This window comes from Bradyrhizobium ganzhouense, from assembly GCF_049949285.1.
Lineage (GTDB): Bacteria > Pseudomonadota > Alphaproteobacteria > Rhizobiales > Xanthobacteraceae > Bradyrhizobium > Bradyrhizobium ganzhouense.
In genome coordinates, this window is the sequence record NZ_CP181318.1 from 1,515,939 (window position 1) to 1,537,452 (window position 21,514).

The following is a 21,514-nucleotide window of genomic DNA, read 5'->3' on the forward strand; positions in this document are numbered from 1 at the left end:
GCCCGCGGCCGCGGGCAGGTCCACGGCCGGAGCTTAACGGGCAGGTCCTAAAGCCGCGATAACCTTAATCCGCCCAGCCCCGCAAGCCGCAGAGGGTGGGCGTCCGCAGGATTCAAGCGGGGACCGATCGTCGGGCGGTGTGTCACGACTCGCGCCGCAACAACGGTGCGTTCCCTCCCCCCTTGTGGGGGAGGGCTAGGGAGAGGGGTAGCCCAGCAAAAGGTGCCAGTTGTCGATGACGCATCGGGTGCCCGACAGATAGAATCCCCGTGCCGCACCCCTCTCCCTGCCCCTCCCCCACAAGGGGGGAGGGAACGGAGAGACCGCCGCTGCCGAGACCGCTGACCCACCCACCCAGCTACCTCAACCCCCGGTTCCCCACCCCGGGAACCTCACCCTCTCCGAGATTAAATTTCGCGCCGCACCCCCTGGGTCACATTGCGGTGCACAATGTTGACATGTTAGGCAGGGATACTGGTGGCGCTGGACGAGCCATCTCGTTTGTTCTGCGTTTTCCAGTCTTTCGTACCCGCCAATTCGCAAGAAGAAATGGCCCCGATTGGGTCGGCGGGCGCGCCAGAAGGCCCACTCCATTTTTCATTTTCGTGAGGGACAACCATGACAGGTGCGACTGATCCGTTTTCTGCCTCGATCATCCCGTTCGAGGTTCCCGAGCAGGTGCGCGCGTTCGCCGAAAAGGGCGTTTCGCAGGCCCGCGAGAACTACGCCAAGTTCAAGGACGCCGCCGAGACCCACAACGGCACCATCGAGGCCGTGTTCGCGTCCGCCCAGAAGGGCGCGAACGAGTACACCGCCAAGCTGATGGAATTCGCCAAGGCCAACTCCACGGCCCATCTGGACTTCACCCAGGAGCTGCTCGGCGTGAAGTCGCCGACCGATGCGTTCCAGCTCTGGACCGGCCACGCCAAGAAGCAGCTCGAGACCTTCCAGGCCCAGGCCAAGGAGCTCGCCGAGATCGCCCAGCGCGCCGCCAGCGCGACCGCCGAGCCGATCAAGGCCTCCGCCTCGAAGTTCTATCCCGCCGCCTGAGCGCGCCGGCGTTGAATTGATTAAGAAACCCGGGCCCCAGGCCCGGGTTTTGTCTTGGAAATTACGTTGCTTAAGACGGCAATTATCGGGTTTTGCGGCCTTGCCAAAAACGGCCGTTGCACCTAGTTTCCGCCCCGTCCAGCCCCCTCGGTGACCGGCCCTCTCAGGGCGCCCAGAGGTGCGGCTCGCAAGGATGCAGTTGTAGCTCAGTTGGTTAGAGCGCCTGTCTGTGGAACAGGAGGTCGGTGGTTCGAGCCCACCCAACTGTACCAGCAAAATCAAAAGCTTACTGAAATCCTCGAAGGCTAGCGGATTGTTGTAGCTACCAAATAGCTACCACGAGAGCACTGGTGAATTTCGCTGGCTTGAGCGCAAGCGAAATTTACGCGCCTGGCACGTTGTCCAGATGCCGCTTAGTCCGGCTTGTGGGTGGCGGTCAGTGTGCAGGAAAATGGACGGAGTCGCACCCGCACCGTCCCGGATCCGCCCGCAACTTGTAAGGAGCGTTGACACCAATGCTCTCTCAAGGCTGAAGTAGGGGTTCGATTCCCCTAGGGAGCGCCAGAGAATTCAACGACTTAGAAACGCGCTCGAGAAGTCGTCGAATATCCGTTGAATAAGCGTCGGCGGACGTTGGCGAACCTCAACACACTGATTCAGGGATGCGACCGTGTGCAGGTTCGCGCGCATAGATCCGACAGCTCCGCGGACAATCTCTAGCGACAGTGATAGCCGCAACGATATGCAATCCGCCTCCAAGCACGCGAAGTGCTCGCATATAGTTGGGCGCGCTCCGTGCGTTGAATGCGCGAGGTCTACGGTGCGCAAATGAAGGCTTTCGCATCTTCGACGGTGCAACCGAGTCCGGACTAGGTCCAGAAGAAGACCGCACCCGCGACAGCGATCGGGAGTACCATTTTGTTAGGCTCAACGATTCGAGCTTGCTGGCGCTAAGCCGGTGAAGGTCAGCGGCGAGGAGGATTCATTTTTTGATCAACGAAGCGCTGGCGACTAAGCAGGACTTCGGTGAACTTCGCGCGCTGGAGGAACGTTGGTAACGAAACGAGATATTGGCGCAATAGGCGAGAGCCTATTTCTCAGTTGGTGCGAGCCGGAGGGTTTCCACGCCCAAAAATCTCAGGTCGACCGCCTGGGATGGGACTTTTTGCTTGAGAGTGAGCCAGACCGGTCCACCGAAAGGCCGCTCGATGCTCAGAATGAGCTTCCGAAATTCCTTGTACAGGTGAAATCGACGGAGAAGGCCGGAGTACCGCCTCGCATCAAACTGTCTGCGCTCAAACATCTCGTTGATGCAGATATGCCTACCGCTGTCATCGCGTTGATCTACAACCAAGAGCGGTAGGGTGCCCGACCGCAGCCTCTTCATTCCAGTTGATGATGTGGTCATCACGGAGACGCTGCGGCGAGTTCGTCGCGAAGAAGCGCGTGGAAACCGCGCCATCCACAGAACGACTGTGCCTGTGCCACTGGAGCGGGCAATTAAAATTGGTCCCTTGGGAGAGGGCTTGGGAGCCGCGCTCACGGCAATGCTGGGTGACAGCCCATCCGAATACATCGCAAGCAAAGCCAGGCACCGTCAAACCTGTGGCTTTGATGATAGAACTGTCATCGGGCACTTTTTCGTTCCCGGCAGCGATGCGACCAAAAAGATATCCGACCTGTTTTTGGGTGGTCGCCGCGAACTTGAAGTCGCGAATCTAACGATCGAACACCACCGCTTCGGAATAGCGTTGGAAAACGATCGCGAGCACTTCCAGAAGGCTATTCTGGAGCTGAATGTTCCTCCGCTGTTGGCGACAACAATCGAGCTTGCGTCGGCGGGAGAATGGACATCGATAGAGGCTGAAGTCTTCATACCTCCGCCCTTCGAAGGCAAAAGCGTAAGTCGCGTTCGGTTCGCAAACCACTATTTTGAGGTTCTGCTCGACTTCGAGAAGAAGTGGGCCGAGCTAACATTTAACTATGCTGGAGACCGAATGGTTGAGCTCGATGAGGCAGTCTCCATCATCGAGATTGGCGCCATCCTCTCAAGGCCGGCCAAGACGGTGACGGTGCACTTCAAAGGTACTCAGCTTGAGCTGCCCGTTGGTCCGCTCGAAGGACCATTCCACCATTGGGTACATGCCGCTCCGGCACTGCGCCGAATCTTGTCGGCTATTTCCCGCTCTGGCCGCCGCCTTACACATCAGATCATGCTTAAGGACTTCTATGATTGGGTCGAGAAGCACAAAGAGTTCCTGGCGCTGACATCTACGCCAGGCGTGAACATGATTTTCCCGAAGTTCGACAATGGTATTGTCGACGAGCAGAATGCGATCTTAACGCCGTTCTCGCTGGAGTTCGGTGGCTCGCAATATACCGCCTTGATTGAAATTCCTATCGAAGCTGTGACCACCTCCGAAAAGGAAATTACTCTGATCGGAGGTCGGCCGCATATCGTCGCCGACGTGGCGCGATTGCCGGGTTCGGATACAGCGGATTTTATCGACACGGCGATCGAGAAATCGAAGCGGGAAAGGAAGGCCACAGGCCCTGCTCTAGTGGCTGGCGGGTTCGAAAATTGGCAGAACGTTATACTGTCCACTTCATAGAGCGAGGTTATACGATTTTATTCGTGAATTGATGGAAATTAAGCCGTTTACGATCAATTGCGGACAATGACTCAAATGGGGGACGGTACCTTGGAGTCCAGTGACGAAAAACGCGAAATTGTACTCAAGGTGGGAGAGGAAATTCTCACAGCCCTCACAAGCATTGCCGATGGAGCGCGTTCTAATCTCGAAAGTCGACCATTTGGACTTTCTATTGATGGTGTTTTGAACCACTCGAACACGATGGTTGGCGTTGGGAATCCGGAGCGGTTCGCCCACGCTCAAAACGCAGGCTTGCGCGAGGCGCTGCGCAGACTTTTGCTTGAGCCGTGTATCGCGCGCGTCGAAGTCGAATGGAAGAAGGAGGCCCGACCTCCGCAGACACTCTATTTCGCACGTCTATCCGCAGCTGGCCTGAATGATGCGGTGAAAGGCGCGCATTTCGTGACCTCGCTAGACGACCTTGGTCACCTCGCGGAGCATGAGGCTGGCGAGACCGTAACCTTGGATGTCCGTAATCGCGAACGAACGGCCCGCATTCTGAAGAGGACGGTGTGGTCGCCGCGGGAACAATCCGGGGGTTGGGACGCCCTGGTTGACGATTTTGAGTCCACTCCATGGGGTGCATTGCAGCAGCTTCTGAAGCAAGACTCCCTGCGCCAAGCACTGAAACTCCTCCGCGAGGGTGACGTTTCGGCGGAAGACATCCTGGGCCAGATTTTGCAGCAGGCGGCCGACGTCCAATCTGACCGCCAGCGCAACCGACGAAGAACCATCGACAGGATCGCTCTCCGGGATCGGCCGATTCTGAACAAGTTTCAGGGAGCAATCTTTCGATTGCCGCTGAACAAGCAGGTCATGCTGTTTGGCCCGCCGGGATCGGGAAAGACGACCACGCTGATCCGGCGGCTGTCACAGAAGCGGACATTGGAAGCATTGTCGGACTCGGACAAAGCTTTGGTGACCCGTGCGGGCGTTGATCTAGCGAGCACAAACAGTTGGGCTATGTTTTCGCCTGGCGAACTCCTGAAGCAATATCTTGGAGACGCATTCAATAAGCAGGGGGTGCCGGACGTCGGCAATGTCCGCACTTGGGCTAAGGAAAGGCTCGATCTCGCACGCAACGTGCTGAACATTCTGCGGTCGGCCAACTCCGGTCGCTTCCAACTCGCCGATATTGATCTACTTGCCGATCAATCGAGCGCCGCGCGGTCGAGCCTCCATGACGAGTTTGCGACCTTTGCGGGGGCGGATCTGATCCGGAGGTTCGACGGTGCGCTGACAAGTCTGCAGGGGTCCGATAATGAACGCGCCAAGGGTATTGCGACCAGAATTCGAGCCGCTCTTCGACGAGGTGACGAGTCCAGCGTCGACGATATGTTGGCGGTCGTCATGCAGGCGACGGAGCTACACGAGGAGGTTAAGCGTCTCGGCGACCTGATCACCGCAGAGTTGAGAAAGATCAACAATCTTCTGCTAAACCAAAACAAGGGCTTGCTCCAGGAGCTCGCTTCCCTCCCTTCGCCCAGGTCATCGGAGCTGGACGACGATGATGAGGATGACGATGATGAAACAAGCCAGGTCCTAGCATCCACAGGGAGCTCCGAGACGCGCGCACTGAATGTTCTCTGGAACGCCCTTCGAAACTGGGCGCGTTCCATCGCAGAAGGCCGGCGGTCACTCGGCGGACAATCGGCCAGGGTCATTGAACTGATCGGCAAGCGGCTGCCATCCGACAACGTTTTCGTGCCGATCGGCAAGAACATCGCGACACGGTCTTGGTTGAGGACGCTACTCCAAGCGCCGCGCTCATCAGTTCTTGGCTTGCCCGGTGCCTATTCGCGGTTTCGTCGCCAAATGATCCGGGAAGGCAGGCACTATATTTCGGATGAAGCGGTTGCCGAAGCCGCAAGCCGCAGCTTGATCTCTCCCGATGAGGTCGACATCGTTCTGCTGGCAATGCTTCGAAACGCTCGCCGCGTGGTACGCAACGTGGATGCGAGACGCGATGGCGGTGTCAGGTATGACTGGCTCGAGACGATACGCAGCCGGTATCTCACTCAGGTTTTTGTTGACGAAGCTACGGATCTCTCCGCCGTCCAGCTTGCATGCACGATCGAGCTTGCCCATCCAGAACTGCGCTCGTGGTTTGCGTGTGGCGATTTGCGCCAGCGGGTGACGTCGTCTGGCATTCAGAGTGAAGCCGAGCTTGACTGGCTGCATCATGCGTCGGGAGTCCAGATTGACGTCCGCAAGATTGATATCGGCTACAGACAGAGCCGGAAGCTTCGCCAATTTTCAGACGCTCTTGCAGAGCTGCTCGACCCGGGTGCACAGAAGACGCTATCTCCTTCGGAAACCGAAGAAGCGGATGTGTGGCCGCTACTCGCGGAAGGTGTTTCAGGCACGGCGCTTGGAACCTGGCTCGCCGATCGCATTGATGAAGTCGAGCAGTCAGTCGGGTCGCTACCTTCTATCGCCGTTTTTGTTGACGGCGATGACCTCATTGATCCGCTGGTAAATGCAACACGGAGCGCGTTGGCGGAGCGCAACATTTCCATCGTCGGGTGCAAGGAAGGGCGCGTGGTTGGCGATGCAAGCGAGGTGCGTGTCTTCGATATCCGGCATATCAAAGGTCTGGAATTTGAAGCTGTCTTCTTCATTGGAGTCGACGGACTCGCCCAACGCCTTAAGGAGCTCTTCCCGCGCTATCTTTACGTTGGCGTCACGCGTGCCGCGACCTATCTCGGAGTGACCTGCGAGGGGCGCTTGCCCGCGATCCTCGAACCATTGCGACCTCAATTCAGCGATCGTGTCGATTGGCGCTCGTGATAGGACTGCCCATGCACTCCCTACCGGCGGTTGAGAGAGAGCGGTTTCTGACCGAAAAAGGCGAGCGAAAACTTGTTCTGGAATTACCAAGCACAAACTCAAACAAAGCGGTTCTTGAGAGCGTTTTTGCTTCACGGCAGTGCCCCTGCTGTAGGTCGCATCCGCAATTGTGCCCCACAGACCAACGCCAAGACAGTGATGGTCGGCGATTTTCCGAGTATGTCGAGGTGTTCACCTGCTTGTCTTGCGGCTGGTGGTTCGCATTCAAAGATATCTGGGATAGTTCCTGCGGGTCCGTTCCGGACAGGGCGCTGCGGACCGTACAGGCCGGCGGTGCGGCCTTGGCAACGTTTTCACCAGCTCTCGACCAAGCTCAAATCGGGCTTTTGACCCGGGAGGTCGAACAACATCTCTTGGGACGAGGACGTGCTGATGAATGGGCAACTCTCGAAGACGCCAGCACGGCAATTCTCAGAGAGTTTGGCTACGAGGCCCGCGGCACGGCGCGTTCAAAGGATGGCGGTGTCGATATTGTGGTTCAGCATCCGGACGGCGGCCCCGCCGCGATTTACGCCCAGATTAAGCACACGAGAAAAAAGGTCGGCGTTCGGGTGTTGCGCGAACTTATTGGCACGATGGGCATTCACGCGACCCACAGCGGCCTGCTGGTGACATCGTCGGTATTCACGGCCGGCGTCTTTAAGGAAACCGAGATGGCCGCTCAGAGCGGCTTTGTCGTCGAATTGGTTGACGGCGCGAAGCTTCTGGCGTCGTTGCGGCTCACGTATCGAACAGCCCCTCCTACTGTATCCGAGATACTCCATGTCGCGCGACCGAACGTGATCATCTTGTCCGGTGAATTCGATGGTTGACGTTCCGCGCCTCGACCATCCCTAAAGGACCACGCCGGCAGTAGGGCGCCGCATGGCTGTGATCCACCGAGTAACCTCGTCACGGTTCGCAACCGTGATCGGATACGCTCGAGCTTCGACCAGTTTCGACGCTCCTGGACTGATATCATTCGTCGTGACTACGAGGCCTCCATCCGCTCCTTCTGCATGAACGTCGGCCCAGAGAGCCTTTACGACGACCTTACCGATCTTCCGCTTCTCGCGTTTGCACTGAACGATCACAACTGGTGGAACACCGGCTTTCCTGCCGGCATTCCAAGCTCGAACGTCGACACCGCCGTCATTTCGGCCAGCTCCAAGTTCTACCTCGTAGCCATTCCGGACGAGCCATTCTGCGGAGAGTCCCTCGAACTGCCGCCAATTTATCTCCTGCAGAAGCTCCGGCTTTTGGGATAGGTAGTTTATGAACCGCTGATCAAAGAAACCCGATCCTTCGATTGGAAGACGCTCGCTCTCGAACAAATCCGTCAGAGCCAAGTGATCCTCCGCTTTCATCTCGCGTGTAAAAAACGGGGACAAAGCTAGGTGGACAGACATCGCCTCCAGCAGATGCTCCACAATTGCCTTACGGGACCCACTGATGACGCATTTGATGTCTGAATCGAGTGCGTCCCGATCGAGCGATCCGCTCCTATTGCGTAGTTGCAGATGATGATTTCCAACGGCCTCGACTTGGAGGATCGTCTCGAAGTCCATCAGCGCGCGCCAGTCCGGCCCCAGTCTTGCGATCAACCGTTGACCCAGGCTCGGCATGCCTGGTTGGTCAGCGGCGCCGAGGGCGTAGAGTAGATCTCCTACCGTGTCCGCATACTCCTCACTTCCAACGCGCATCAATGCGTCATCTTGTGCAAATGCCACCCGAAATGGGTGATCCTTCCGGAGATGCTCGATAAGTTGTTGCCTGCTGAGTGCGAGACCCGAACGTTCGCCGGTGTCTTCGCTCAGCGAAGCCACGAACCCCGAGGTGACCATCAGAATGTGTCCCATAAAGCACCGAGTTTGAACCAGTGTTAGCGATCTCCCTCCCGCCCTTCACGCAGGCGAGATTCCGGCAATCTCCTCCAGCGTTGATCTTGCTTGTGGAACGAACCGGGTCCCCGCTGCGGGCGCGAATGTGAGAAGCAGTTCGGCGGCAGACGCGATGGTTCGTTCGGACCGCGCAAGGACAGCCTCGACTGGCGGCACCGTGGTCGCCGGGAGCGATAGGCGGAATCGAGCGTTGCTGACAAGATGAGTGCACCCGGCAAAGATCCACGCCACAAGCGGCTCGGCCACACCACTGCGGAGCCGCGACGCGTTCACATGGAACAGCAGCCATGCCGCTGCCCAGCAAAACTCGGCGGGGCGCGCCGTTAGATCCTCTCGCAGTAGCCAGATCGCGTTGGCCGCGCCATCTCGATCGGTCGCGATTGCCGTGAGGTCGCCCCCCATCCGTCGAAGCAAAGGATGAATGGATTCGATCTCGGGCGACGCCAGTCCTTCCTCGACAATCGCATCGATCGCCTGGAACTCGCGGGCGAGAGCCGCAGCCGTGGCGAAGCTCAGCAGATAATCTTCGGCGGCTCGATGCAGATCCGCCTCGGCGGGCTCGCCGATCGTAGCCAAAGGAATCGTGCCGCGTCTGGGATTCTTAAGTGCGTCGCCACTTTCGAGCCCCTCGCCGGAGGAAACCATGCGTGCCACTGAAGCATGCCGTCGAACGCGCTCGACGAAATGGGCTGGATCGTGCGTTGCGATGGTCCTACGATCTTCGGCGATCACCGTCGACAGTTCTGAAGAGACAATCGGCCCCTCGACTAGATAGTCGCGAAAATTGCGATAGAAACCGGTAGGCTCGGTGAGTGCTTGGTCCGCATCGGCCAGCAGGTAGAACCCGAGATCAAGCGCAATGACAGGATGCTCGCGGATTGCCTCGAGCGGCTCGGTGTTGCTGCCGCAGCCCGGCGGATAGAAGACCTCCTCTTCGCCGCCTGCTTTGGTCCCAGTGATTTCTCGATAGAGCCAAAGCAAACCATTTGGCACGACGCGGCGGCAATAGGCTTCAGCCAGCGTACCTTCCGCATCGACCCCGGACAGGGCGGAGAGGGCGTCACGCATCTTGACGATTGAGATGTCGGGTCGGCTGGCGCGATAGGCAGCCTGCGCGGTATCGGCGAGCAACCCGATCGCCATGGCGCGTACCGATGGTATTTTGTCAAGCTTGGACGCCTCGACTTGGGCGCGTTCAAACCACTGTTGCGCTGCCGCCCACTCGCCCAGGGTCGCAGCGCTTATGCCTGCTTCGCGGGCGATATGAGCCTTTTCGATTGTGTCTTGGCCCCCAGCTTCCGCAACTGCAGTCAGCAGCGGGAGCGCCGCTGCATGATCGCGCCTGCGCCAGTGGATCTTCGCGCGCGCACGCGAAAGCGCGATGTCGAAGCCAAATTTGTCTTCAGCCTGGATCAGACAGGCAAGGGCTTGCTCGACGTCGTCGCCATTCTCATCGATGCAGATCGCTTGGGCAATTGCGCAGCGTGTCGCGAGCATCGCATTGCCCCATCGCATCGCAAGGTCCGCGCAAGCAGCATAGTCGCGAGCAGCGGCCTCCCAATCGAACGTCTCGGCGCGCGATTCCTTGAGCCAGGCTTGGTTGACCAAAATCGAAATATCGCCGCGCCCAGGTTGGAAGGACGAGAAGATCTGATCGCGTGTCGCGGGCTCCTCGCCATCGAGCCGTTCCAAGATTTCCTTGAAACGGGCAACGCTGCGGATATTGCCAAGCTGCGCTGCGAACAAAACGCCACTCACATGCGGATCGCCGCCGGCCGGCGAACTGAAGTTTCGGTTGGCCTCGGCGAGCTTGGGTGAGCTTCTCAGCAGCCGATCGAACCGAAGTAGGATCTCCAACCAATCGGGAAAAAGCTCGCCGGTTCGTGGATGGAGCAAGAGCTTGGATAGCGCGAAACCCTCGATGAGTTCCGGTCCCTTTAGGTGGACGCGCTCGCGCTCGAATGCGTTCCAGGCGGCGCGAGCATTTTCGGATGTCCCATAGGGGATGAGGGCGAGCAATTGAGCCAATCGCAACATCGCCGACGCCGCAAGGTCTCGAGGGAAGATCGGCGTGTCGGTCCCGAAGATCAAGAGTTCGCCCACGAAAGGAGCGAGCACATCCAGCACGCCCACCGGGCAGGTAATCACGCTGTGCGCGAAAGCAAATACGAGGTCACCCTCCTCGCTCTTGAGCGCGTGATGCAGCGCTGCCGACGCATCCAATACGGAGATGTCCCTGTTTCGCATCATCGAGTCCGCTACGCGGCGATGGACGGCCCGACATTCTGCGGCGGTGAGTACTTCCTCCGCGGCATCTTCCAGCAATGGCGAAACTCGCAGTCGCTTTTTACGATATGTTTCGATCCACGGCCCGATGAGCTGATCGAGCAGAAGACCGGGAAGCGCAATGGTGGGATCGAGGCCAGCGATCTCTAGCGCCAGAGCTCGGTCGAACCCGCCACGGATCAGGCTGGCGCGCAGGAGCAGCGTCTGTGCATCTGTCGAGAGCGCCGTTGTCAATCGTTGCCGCGCTGCGCGCCGTTCCGGGCCCAGTTCACCGGGGAGCTGCCCGCCCAATACCTCAGCAACGGATGCGCGCGACCAATTCGCCGCCTTCAGATGAAGCAGCGTTGCCATGGTGAGTTGGGGATGGCCCCGTGCCGCCGCGCGATAGACGGCACCGGCGTATTTGGCGTCGCCGCCAGCCAGCGCCACGAGTTTAACAACCTCGTCGTCCGAGAGGTATTCGACCTCGATTGTGGCAGGCGCCTCTGGTGCTAACTGGTGATGTGTCGTCCTGGTAGGCGCGCGATAGCTTGTGACTATCGCGGTGCAATCGCGACGCCGAAGACTGGCGACGACGCGTAACAGTGCATCCCGCACCGCAGGCTCGTCGATCTCATTCACGTCATCCAGGATGAGATGCGTTGCGGGGGAGGCTGCCAGTTCGCCTTGCAGAAGCGACAGTCGTGCAGCGGTATCGGAGGGCGACAGGTTGCGGAAGTCGACGATCGACCACACCCCGCCGCCGTGCTCGCCCACGAGACGCGCAGCGAGAGACTTGCCCAGTCCGGTCGCGCCACTCGCGATGGCTATCCCTGCGGTCCGGCGTGCCGTGTCGATTGCGGCGACCAAGATCGCTCGGGGAGCTCGAATCGGGGGAAGAGGCAAATCGCTCGCCGGGACAAGCAAGGTTGGACGGGTGAAGGTCGTGCCGGCGCTGCTGCTCTGGAACGCTGCGGTTAATTGCTCCAACGGAACGGGAACGATGGCCGTCTTGTCGATTAACTCGAGCAGGTCGGCACGTCGTAATTGCCGTGCGTTGTCGGAGACCACCGTCATCAGCAAGCGCTCGATCGTCGCCGGCACCACGGCCCTACCGGTATGGCTTGAGAGCCGTCTTGCTGATGCGACATACTCGATAAGTCCAGCCTCGAGCTCGGCGCGCACGTCTGCGATACCGGGTGAACCGCAATCCCAGTGAATGCGTCGGAGGAAATCGCTGCGGAACCCTTCGTCCGGAAGTGCTTCGAGATAGAGCTTCGTGGACGCCTTCAAATCGAGCGCGGCTACCAGCGAGCGTAAGGGCCCGACATCGGCTCCCGCCGCGGCCCGGCGCCAATAGTGAAGTGCGGCACCTCCAGCAATCCGATGCGCCACGCTCCGCTCCACGCCGATTTCGGACGTAGTCAGATAATGAAGCGACACGACGCGCTTGGGGTTGCGGTGCACGAGATCTACCAAGGAGTCGATTGCGGCGCGGACGTCCGCAGACTGGAGAGTGATGTTCGCGCTGCCTCCAGTGTCCTTGACCTGGGTTCCTTCGAGCGCGTCGCGCGCCGCGACCGCATAGTCTTCAGCCACTTCGAGATAGAGGATTTCACCATCCCCCAAACCTATCCAGGCCAAGCCGGATGCATAGAGCTGATAACCATAGCCGCGTAGCGCAGCGGTCGCCTGCCGAGCGACATCGCCTTCCGGTGCATCGAGGCCTGGGCCTGACCCGAAAATGCTCGTCAATAGAGCTCCTCCAGCACGGGCGCGGCCGGCACTCCTCCGTTTCGCGCTTGGTCTTCAGAACAGTTCGCACCCATTTCGATCAGTCTTGGATCGCTAATCTGCTCGATTATGATTGGAGGCCGAGTCCGAACCGCAACAGCTCGATATTGCGAATCTGCACCATGACACTCGATCCTTGGCGTTAAGCAATAGCCAGCTAACGATTTCCTGGCCAGCGGTGACCGGGGTAGGGTCATCGCGCGACGCGATGCAGTCGGAATAGCTTCTTGAAGAAATCCGCAATCCTCGATTCGGCGTCGTCGCCGACCAGCTCATTCGCTCCAAATCGGTAAATTTCATAGCCGGCGAGGCGTAACTCTCGGTCGGCCGACACCATGTCTGCATAGACCTTCAATGACGGGCGGTCCTTTTGCGAGAAATGATGCTTTCCGTCCACCTCCAGCACGATGCGCTGGCGTCCCGGGAGAAGGAGCAAAAAGTCCATCCGCTGTCGCCGAAGCGGCAGGCGATGGCGCAGGGTTTTTACGATAGCGGGATCATAGTGAAGGTAGACCTGCGGCAACAGCGCAGGCAACGTCTCACCCAAAGCGGGGTGGAAAACCTTGAAATACGTAGCGAAAAGCTTGTGCTCTGCATCTGACGACAGAGACTTCTGCAGGCGCGCGCCAAGATTTGCCGCATTGGCGCCTGGCATGATATCGCTCCACCACGCGACAAGTTCGGACCAGAGCACACCGTTTGAACTGATGGGCCGATCATAGACCAAGCAGCTCTCCTCGCCAGAGAGGATGACGATGTCATTGTTTATGGCGTCGGCGAACCCGATCTCAGGCTTCGGACCCTGAGAAGCGAAGATCAGGTTTTTGGGCCGGCCGCCAACACCCCGCACGAGAGGTCGGAAAATGAAAATCGGGTGACCGGAAAGTTCGCTCTCCTGCACCAATTCGTATCCATCGCGCGCGAGTATTTTGTTGAGGGTCGCGACCGTCTTCAACTGTTCCTCGCCCGACCGGCGAGGGGGTGGACAGCTTCCTCAAGCAACGCGCCGAACCGAGCTCTGGAGCAGTCAAATGCACCGATTTCCCCGAATAGATGCTCGACCGACCAGTCACCTGGATTGTCATCCATGTGCCGAGTGATCTTATCGCGCAAGCTTTGACGGGCACCCTTGCTTCGAGCCATACTTCCAAAGAAGTCTTCAATGGGCGTGGAAAGTGGGAAATAACGTTCGACCATCTCCACCGTGCCACGCTCGCCAGCGAGATCGTCTCCGAAGACCCGTGCGACATCGCGCCTGGTGATCTGGGTTATAGGCGGGTCGTTGGCTTCCAACACCTTTCGGCCGGCCTCGTCGAGAGAAACGTCGCCACGATGAACCGCAAACTTCAAAGCCAACTGCGCCAAATCCATCTCGGTGAGGTTGGCAAGCGCCGAGTCGATACGTTGGCGCTTTGAAAGACCTTCACCGGCGGGAACAACCAAGCCCGCGATCTCAAGCGGAGCCTGGCTAAGCTCCGTGTGGGTCATTGGCTGCAATACATCGGCGATTAAAATGCGAAGGTTGGTGGCCATTGAAAATGTTTGAGTAAGTCGGCTTCAAGCTTTTGGAATCGCCTGCACTTTATAACATTCGGATCGCAAATTCAGCCGGAATGCGACTTTATTCGAGCTGGCCGTGGGAAGCTTTTGGAAGTGAAAGCGAGAGAAGCGGCCGAGCAGGCGGGGAAAGGAACGACGCATGAAACAGGTGCTGGTTGTCGGGTTGCGGATCTCCTGATGGGTGAGACTGGTCCGAGCACGGCGATGCTTGCGGCGATGACGGAGCTCTGGCGGCTATGTCCGCCGGGGCCTGACAATATTCTCGCGCATCCCGCCTTCGTGCGGCTGCGCGAGACTTGCCGCGACGGCTATACGAACGCCGGCAAAAATGGGCCGAACTTCGCGCTCTCGACTGCATTGCGAAGCCTGGGCCTTCCGTGTCACCTGCAGAAGGAAACGTCCCATCTTGCGTTGTCGGTGGAGGAAGCAGCGAAGGGACTGGATGCGGCGCTGTTGGCCACCCATGCCAGGCGCATTCACCTGGCGCCGCTCGATCTTGCTGCCGACCTGCCGCCGCTCGCATTCGGCCCGGTCAGGGTGTGCCGGTTGAGCGCGGACGAGCTGCGCGGCTTGATCGATGTGCACCGGCTGAAGCGGCTTTATCCGCGTCAGGACTTCGATGCTGAGCGCTTTTCCGAATTCCACTGGCTAATCGTCGAAGAGGCCGTGGCGCTCGGGCAGGAGCCTGAGAAGCGCGCGGTCCCGGTCCTGTTCATGGACCTGAGCCAGGACTTGGGGCGGATCGAACCGCACAAAGGGCGCTTCCCGAGCGCCTTGGAGAAAGCATTGTTCTTCCTCCTGCTCGCTCCCTGGGAGAGCTGGTCGACCATGCAGGAAGTCGATTGGCGCGGCTTCCGCGTGCCATGGGTCTACACGATCGACAGCGACATCTTTGTTCGGCCCGTTTGGCCGCCGTCCCCCGACACCCTGAGCTGGGAGGACCGGGTCTACGACGACGGGTTTGGCAAGACATACGAGGAAGAGCGCCCGGTCGAGCTGCACTTGGAGGAGGATGCGAAAGCCGAGCTGCCTGTCTGGGACCAGAGCCGGTGGGCGACCGTCGAACAGGCAAAGGGATCAGTCTTGTTTGAGACGCCGGTCGCCCACTTCCTCGTCCGCGCGTTCCTGGCCGACGGCGTGGACGAATTCCTTGCGCACATCACGACGATCGAGGCGGCGCTCGGCTTGCGGGCGGATTATCAGAAGAGCTTCCGCGTTGCGCCTGATCGACACAAGGGGATGCGCGCCACGAATCGAATGCGGGTACGGGTCGCGGGTCTACTCGGTGATCGTCTTTATGCTAACCAGTATGAGCAGCTTTTCGATATAAGAAGCGCTTTCCTGCATGGCCGTGCCGTAGCTGCTATCTCGACACAGGAGCGGGTGATGGCGCGGTCGCTGGCCCGCAAGGTGGTCGAGGCACTCATTCTCGTGATCCGCAGAGGGCCAATTACGACAAGAGAGGGCGTGCTCGACGATCTTCTCGACAAGGGCGCTGCGCTGGTGTGACTGGGGAAGGAACGTCGATGGCGACCGATAGCCAGAGGCCACAAGCGCAATCGGATCTGTTCCGGACCGTTGTCGTCGACGGTCCGCTCGCCCTGCGCATGGCGCGATTGAAAGCAGCGCGCGAGGGGGCGGTCGGACGTCAGATCGTGAGCCTCTCCCAATTGGCCGCTCGCTTGGCAGGAGGGTTTGTGCGCCCCGCACAAAGAGAGGAGCTGGAGCCTGCGCTCGCCGAAGCACTCGCCGAAGGCGGATTCGCGGAACTAACGCCGCTGCAGAGCCTCCCCGGGACGGTGCGCGCCTTGGTGCGGACCTTCGAGCGGCTGTGGTCAGCAGGGTTCGATCTGTCCTCGGTGGCGCCTACACCGCGGGTCTCGGACTTGGCCCTCATCGAGAGCAGGGTCAAGACGCGCCTCGGACCCGGCATCCTGACACCGCCTGACTTGGCGGTGGCCGCCATCGCGCGGATCCGCCTTGCCCCCGATCTGCTCGGACCCGTTGCTCTTCAGCACATCGTCTGGATTCCACCGGTCTGGCGCAGCCTGCTTGCGGCTCTCGGCGAGGTGACGCGTGTGACGGGGCTACCTGGTGAAGAGCCAGGCGGCGGGCTGACCACTGTGACCGCGTGGGTATGTGCCGATCCTCACGCTGAAGTGGTCGAGGCCTTGCGATGGGCACGCGCGCTGATCGCGAGTGGGGCGGCTAAACCCGAAGAGATCGCGATCGCCACGGCCGCACCCGGGCCTTGGGATGAGTCCATGCAAACTCTCGTGGCGAGCGCCGTGTTGCCTGTCCATTTCTCGCACGGCACGCCGATCCTATCGACGGTCGACGGGCAGGCATGCGCGGCTTTAGCTGAGCTCCTGGGGCAAGGGCTATCGCAGGAGCGGGTACGGCGCTGGCTGGCCCATAGCGTGCGGCGCTGCATCGCCTTGGACGCGCTGCCCGACAATCCGTTGGCCGGAGTTCCAAGCCACGTACATCTCAACGACTTCGCCCATTGGCGACGGGTGCTCGACCTGGCTCAGGCGCAGCGGACCGATGGAGCCCGGCCGGCGCTGTTGCTCCTGCCGGCCCTGGAGCTGATATGCCGGGGATGGGCGGCAGCTGAGGAGGCCGGTCGACGGCTTCTGCCGGCCCCGGCGGCTCGGGTCTGGAGCGCCGCCATGCGGGCTGGGCCGGCGGAGGCGCTGGCTTTCTCGCTAGCGACGTTGCGCACACCCGATGGCGCGGATCCGGGTAACAGCATCGTCTGGTGCCCGGCTGCGCATCTGGCGGGCGCCCCGCGACGCTTCGTGCGGCTGATTGGCCTCACCGCCGGCGGTTGGCCTCGAGGCGTTTCCGCCGATCCGCTCCTGCCTGACCATATCCTCTCCCTGGACGACGATCATGCGCCGACGCGTTCACAGACCGATCGGTGGGCGTTCGCTTCGATCGCGCGCTACGCCGAGCACCTTTCCCTCTCCTACAGTCGGCGCAACGCCCGCGGAGGCCTGCAGACGCCCAGTCCGCTTTTGCCCGCGAACCTGACACCGGTTCGGCTGGCGCGTCAGCGTATTCCTGAGCACGCCTTTAGCGCTGCGGACCGGCTGGCCGCTCGAGCCGCGGAGGCGCGGCAGAACCCGCGCGTCGCCCGCGCCATCGGATGCTGGCTGGCCCGCCGATCGGCCGAAGTCGGAGCGCATGACGGGATTATCCAAGCCGATCATCCGGTGGTGATCCGCGCGTTGCAGCAGCCGCAATCGGCAACTTCCTTGCGGCGGCTGCTGCGCGACCCGCAGGGATTCGTCTGGCGCTACGCCCTCGGCTGGCGGGAGACCGTTGTTACTGACCCGGCGTTCGACTTGGACCCGCGAGCCTTTGGCGACCTGGTTCACCGGTTGCTCCAGCGGACCGTGAATGTTCTGGAGCAAGGACCCGGCTTCGGCCGGGCATCTGCTGACGAGCTCGAAGCGGCATTAGGCACGGCCAGCGCCGCGGTCCTTGTCGACTGGCCGCTCGAACGGCCGGCGCCGCCGCCGCTGCTGTGGCGCTACACGCTTGACCAAGCCCGGACGGTGGCATTACGCGCCTTGCAGCTCGATCCGAGCTTTGAGACAGGTACCCGCAGCTGGACCGAAGTGCGGTTCGGGGACCCCGATGGAATCGAGGCTGACCCAAACGCTCCATGGGATCCGCGCGAGATCGTTCCGGTGCCCGGCGTGCAGCTCGCGATACGCGGTGCCATCGATCGACTCGAACTCGACACCGGCGATCGGCGAGCTCGCGTCACCGACTACAAGACAGGAGCGGTTCCTAAGGCGCCGAACGACCTGCGGCTGGGAGGCAGCACCGAACTGCAACGCGTGTTATACGCAGTGGCCGTCGCCCACCATCGGCCGGAGACTCGAATCCAGACCCGGCTAGTGTTTCTGGCGGAGGAGAACCCACAGCCTTATCCGCTTCGAGGTGAAGATCTGGATCAGGCGCTTGCTGACGCTGTTCAGCACCTCAAGGCCGGTGTGACCCTCATCCGGGCTGGGACCAGTTTGCCGGGTCCGCATGATCCCTGGGAGGATTGGAACGACCTGCGTATCGCGTTGCCCGCTATCGGGGAGCCTTTCACCAGGATCAAGGACGTGGCGTTTCGTCGGGCATTCGGCGATTTCGCTGCAGTGTGGCGGGCGCGATGACCGAGCCTCGGGATATTTCGGCCCGGGTGCGGGCTCTGTCTGACTTCGGTTCGACGCTATTGGTGGAGGCGGCCGCCGGCACGGGCAAGACATCGCTGCTGGCCGGACGGATTGCACTGCTGTTGGCGAGCGGCGTGCCGCCCGCGTCGATTGCCGCCATCACCTTTACGCGGCTTGCGGCGGACGAGCTCGCCGGCCGGGTACGCGAGACCATCGAGGACCTCTTGGCGAAGAGGGTCCCGCGCCCGCTGCAGGCGGTTCTTCCTGCGGGACTCGGCGATGACCAGCATCGCGCCCTTGAAGCGGCGGCGGCAGGATTTGACGCCCTGACGACCGCGACTATCCACGGTTTCTGCCAAGAGATCCTGTGCCGCTATGCCGTCGAGGCCGATGTCGACCCCGGCGCGGTGGTCTTGGACAAGGACGGGGCAGAACTGGCTTTCGGACAGGTGTTCGAGGCCTGGCTCGGCCGGCGGCTTGGCGAAGGCGGGCGGCTGGACGATCCGATCGCGATCCTGGCGCAGCGCGATCCGCGCAAGTCGACGAAAACCTTGCGCGAGATGGCTGATTTCCGGCGCAAACATCGCAACGCGACGGCGCCAGTGGTGGACCTGACCAGCCGGCCGGACCTTGCGTTCAGTGACGCGGTGGACACGTTCAGACGGGCTGCGGCCGCTGCACCGGCCGACAATCGCACCACCATCGTCCTGCGGAACCTGGAGGCGCTGGACCATCACTTTCGAGACGGCTTCGCGGTCGTGCCTGACTTCTCCCGTCTGTGGCGAATGGCCCATCCGCCCCGGTTGAACTGTATGGCGAAGGATTCTTTCGACCTCCAGCGCCCTCGGCATCTCGGAACGCCGGCGCCGACGGCTGCAGCTGTTCACCGTGAGCTGGTGGCGGCCTACGAGTTCACCGACGCAGCCTATCGGCGTTTAATGGGCACGATCAGCAGCGGCGTTTTCGCCACTCTGTTCCCGGAGCTGGACGAGGTGCTGGCCGACTATGACGCTTACAAGCGCCGGGCGGCGCTCCTCGATTTCGATGATCTTCTGATCCGCACCCGGCGACTGTTGCACGCCCATGAATCGGTTCGGCTGGCTCTGGCGGCGCGCTATCGCCACCTGCTCGTGGATGAGTTTCAGGACACCGATCCTGGCCAGTGCGATATCATCTTTCGGATCACGGCGTCCGAGCCAGCCCAGGATTGGACGGAGCTCGCGCCCCGCGCCGGCGCTCTCTTCCTGGTTGGCGACCCTAAGCAGGCGATCTTCCAGTTCCGCGGCGCTCACATCTCCAACTACGAGGTCGCCAAAGCCGTGATCGTGCGGGCTTGGCCCGACAATGTTCTCCAGATAAGCGCCAATTTCCGCTCGCGCGAAGGAGTGCTCACCTATGTCAACAGTGTTTTCCGGGCTGCCCTGAACGCGGTGTCGCAGCCGGGTTATGTCGAACTGGAAGCCACGCGAAGAGACGATCCGGCGCGCCCGAGCGCTACCCGGCTGTCCATCGCGGCGCCTCCGGGCTCCAAACGCGAGGCCCTGCAGATCGAGGAAGCCGACGCGGTCGCAGCAGTCTGCGCAAAGCTGGTGGGTGCACGGCTCCTGCGAGAAACTGATGGCCGAATCCGGCCGGTGCTCGCGCGCGATATCGCTTTGCTTGTGCCGACCAGCAACAGCCTCTGGCTGTTCGAGCGTGCGTTGCGCAGGGTCGGACTTCCCATCGCTTCCCAGGCTGGGAAGGGACTCTATCGCCGCCAGGAGACGCTGGATGTCATTGCCCTGGTGCGGGTGCTGGCAGACGCCAAGGACACTGCCGCCTTCGGCGCTTTAATGAGGGGCCCATTGGTCGGTTTCACCGATCAGGCCCTGCTCGACATCGCCGCGGCGCTGCCTGAGCGGGACGGGCGGCCAGGTGTCTTTACGGCGGCCACCCCGCTCGACGATATCGCCGATCTGGAAGCGCGTGCGGTGATGTCCGATCTGGTGGCGCTGCGCCGTCGTGCGCGGTTCACCAGCCCGGCACAGCTGCTCGGCGAGGCGATCGAGCGGCTCAGCGTACGCGTCGCAATCTCCCTGCGCGATGATCCGCGTCACGCGGCAGCGGCCACGGCCAATATCGACGTCATCCTGGAGCGCGCGGCTCGCTACGGGGTCCGTGGACTTCGCCGGCTTGCTGCGGATCTCCACGCCGACTGGCGTGATAACCGCGAGGCGTCCGAGGGTTGGGGCGATGTCGATGGCGATGCTGTCTCGATCGTCACCATGCACAGCGCCAAGGGGCTCGAATGGCCCATTGTGATCCCCATCAACGGCGTGGTGCAACCGCGCTCGCCTGACCGATTTGTCCGCCATCCCGATCGCGGCACGCTCCATTGGCTGGTAGGTGACATCGCGGCGCCAGAGCTTGCCGAGACGGTCCGCCAGGATGCAGAGAGTCAGCAACGTGAAAGGGTGCGGCTTTGGTATGTGGCGTGCACGCGCGCCCGGGACTTCTTGATCTTACCTCATCATCCGGATGCAAATGCACGCTCCTGGGGGCGCGTGCTTGACCTTGGCGCTGCCGGCCTGCCGGAGATCAATCTGGACGCTTTTGAGGGGGGCCCGACAGCCGCGGGCGATCCGCCTGCCAATGGCCAGGACGCTGCGACCTTCGCAGAGGAGGCGAACCGCATCGCTGCGGCGAGTCCGCCCATTACCTGGTTGCGGCCCAGCGACCACGATGCCGACCGAGCCCAGAGGGTAGAAGTCGTTTCGGACTCCATCGACCAGGAGGAGACATGGATCGCCACTGGCGGGCGCTTGCGGGGCTTGGTGCTGCACAAGCTGATGGAGGAAATCCTGGAGGAGGATTTGGTTGAAGAGGCTGGCGCGCTCGCCGGGCGGGCGCGCGAGCTGGCCGCCCAGCTCCTCGCTCCGGGCGAGACTGATGAGAGCCTCGCGGATGTTGCGGAACTTGCCCAGACTGCGCTTCGCACGCTCGCCTTACCCGATGTTGCCGGTTTGCGGCCGCGGCTGCGTGCGGAGTTGCCGATCTATGCTGTGATCGGGCCAGCGAGCGAAGCCCAGCCGATGGCGGGCCGGGTGGACGCTGCGGTTCGCGCAGAGGATGGCGCGTTCGAGGTGGTCGTGGACTGGAAGAGCGACATCTCGCCGGGCACGCAGCAACTGGCCGACCATGTAGACCAGCTTCGGCTTTATCTAGAGGCAACCGGCGCGCCGCGCGGCGCCTTGGTCTATATGAGCCTCGGACGGGTTCGGTGGGTCGAACCCGCAAACTGAGG

General features: G+C 61.2%; 9 protein-coding genes, 1 tRNA gene and 1 pseudogene. 8 read left to right on the forward strand and 3 right to left on the reverse strand.

The genetic code is table 11. The annotated features are described in order from the left end of the window. The first annotated feature begins 618 nt into the window (after positions 1 to 618). From ACLFLU_RS07180 to ACLFLU_RS07200, 5 genes are all read left to right on the forward strand, one after another. Positions 619 to 1,050 (forward strand): phasin, encoded by a 432-nt coding sequence (locus tag ACLFLU_RS07180; protein ID WP_426411608.1) that lies wholly within the window; start codon positions 619 to 621, stop codon positions 1,048 to 1,050. Positions 1,051 to 1,245: 195 nt separating this feature from the next. Further along, a tRNA-His gene (locus tag ACLFLU_RS07185) sits at positions 1,246 to 1,322 on the forward strand. Positions 1,323 to 2,414: 1,092 nt separating this feature from the next. Next, positions 2,415 to 3,662, forward strand: coding sequence for a hypothetical protein (locus ACLFLU_RS07190; RefSeq protein WP_426411609.1), 1,248 nt, complete (start codon positions 2,415 to 2,417; stop codon positions 3,660 to 3,662). Positions 3,663 to 3,752: 90 nt separating this feature from the next. Beyond that, positions 3,753 to 6,494: an ATP-binding domain-containing protein gene (locus ACLFLU_RS07195; protein ID WP_426411610.1), complete on the forward strand. Its 2,742-nt coding sequence runs from the start codon at positions 3,753 to 3,755 to the stop codon at positions 6,492 to 6,494. Positions 6,495 to 6,505: 11 nt separating this feature from the next. After that, positions 6,506 to 7,366: a restriction endonuclease gene (locus ACLFLU_RS07200; protein WP_426411611.1), complete on the forward strand. Its 861-nt coding sequence runs from the start codon at positions 6,506 to 6,508 to the stop codon at positions 7,364 to 7,366. Positions 7,367 to 7,387: 21 nt separating this feature from the next. Here ACLFLU_RS07200 and ACLFLU_RS07205 read toward each other — a convergent pair whose 3' ends face one another. The 3 genes and pseudogenes from ACLFLU_RS07205 to ACLFLU_RS07215 all read right to left on the reverse strand — a co-directional run bounded on the left by ACLFLU_RS07205 (position 7,388) and on the right by ACLFLU_RS07215 (position 14,026). After that, positions 7,388 to 8,377, reverse strand: a complete 990-nt coding sequence (locus ACLFLU_RS07205) for a restriction endonuclease (RefSeq protein ID WP_426411612.1) — start codon at positions 8,375 to 8,377, stop codon at positions 7,388 to 7,390. Positions 8,378 to 8,437: 60 nt separating this feature from the next. Continuing rightward, entirely contained in the window at positions 8,438 to 12,454 is a 4,017-nt protein-coding gene (locus tag ACLFLU_RS07210; protein ID WP_426411613.1) for a hypothetical protein, read from the reverse strand. A 232-nt stretch (positions 12,455 to 12,686) separates the two neighbouring features. Beyond that, positions 12,687 to 14,026, reverse strand: a pseudogene (locus ACLFLU_RS07215) (hypothetical protein). A gap of 204 nt (positions 14,027 to 14,230) precedes the next feature. Here ACLFLU_RS07215 and ACLFLU_RS07220 point away from each other — a divergent pair. The 3 genes from ACLFLU_RS07220 to ACLFLU_RS07230 are packed head-to-tail and all read left to right on the forward strand — an operon-like array spanning position 14,231 to position 21,512. Then, a complete protein-coding gene (locus ACLFLU_RS07220) occupies positions 14,231 to 15,562 on the forward strand; it encodes a hypothetical protein (RefSeq protein ID WP_426411614.1) in 1,332 nt (443 codons plus the stop codon). Positions 15,563 to 15,579: 17 nt separating this feature from the next. Further along, positions 15,580 to 18,231 (forward strand): PD-(D/E)XK nuclease family protein, encoded by a 2,652-nt coding sequence (locus ACLFLU_RS07225; protein ID WP_426411615.1) that lies wholly within the window; start codon positions 15,580 to 15,582, stop codon positions 18,229 to 18,231. Continuing rightward, complete coding sequence (locus ACLFLU_RS07230; RefSeq protein ID WP_426411616.1) at positions 18,228 to 21,512, forward strand: UvrD-helicase domain-containing protein; 3,285 nt, start codon at positions 18,228 to 18,230, stop codon at positions 21,510 to 21,512. Before ACLFLU_RS07225 ends, ACLFLU_RS07230 begins: the two co-directional genes overlap by 4 nt. Positions 21,513 to 21,514 lie beyond the last annotated feature (2 nt).

Excerpts from the sequence above, each read along its gene's own strand:
- ACLFLU_RS07180 (WP_426411608.1), top strand. The coding sequence starts at position 619 with ATGACAGGTGCGACTGATCCGTTTTCTGCCTCGATCATCCCGTTCGAG.
- ACLFLU_RS07200 (WP_426411611.1), top strand. The coding sequence starts at position 6,506 with ATGCACTCCCTACCGGCGGTTGAGAGAGAGCGGTTTCTGACCGAAAAA.
- ACLFLU_RS07205 (WP_426411612.1), bottom strand. The coding sequence starts at position 8,377 with ATGGTCACCTCGGGGTTCGTGGCTTCGCTGAGCGAAGACACCGGCGAA.
- ACLFLU_RS07220 (WP_426411614.1), top strand. The coding sequence starts at position 14,231 with ATGGGTGAGACTGGTCCGAGCACGGCGATGCTTGCGGCGATGACGGAG.
- ACLFLU_RS07225 (WP_426411615.1), top strand. The coding sequence starts at position 15,580 with ATGGCGACCGATAGCCAGAGGCCACAAGCGCAATCGGATCTGTTCCGG.
- ACLFLU_RS07230 (WP_426411616.1), top strand. The coding sequence starts at position 18,228 with ATGACCGAGCCTCGGGATATTTCGGCCCGGGTGCGGGCTCTGTCTGAC.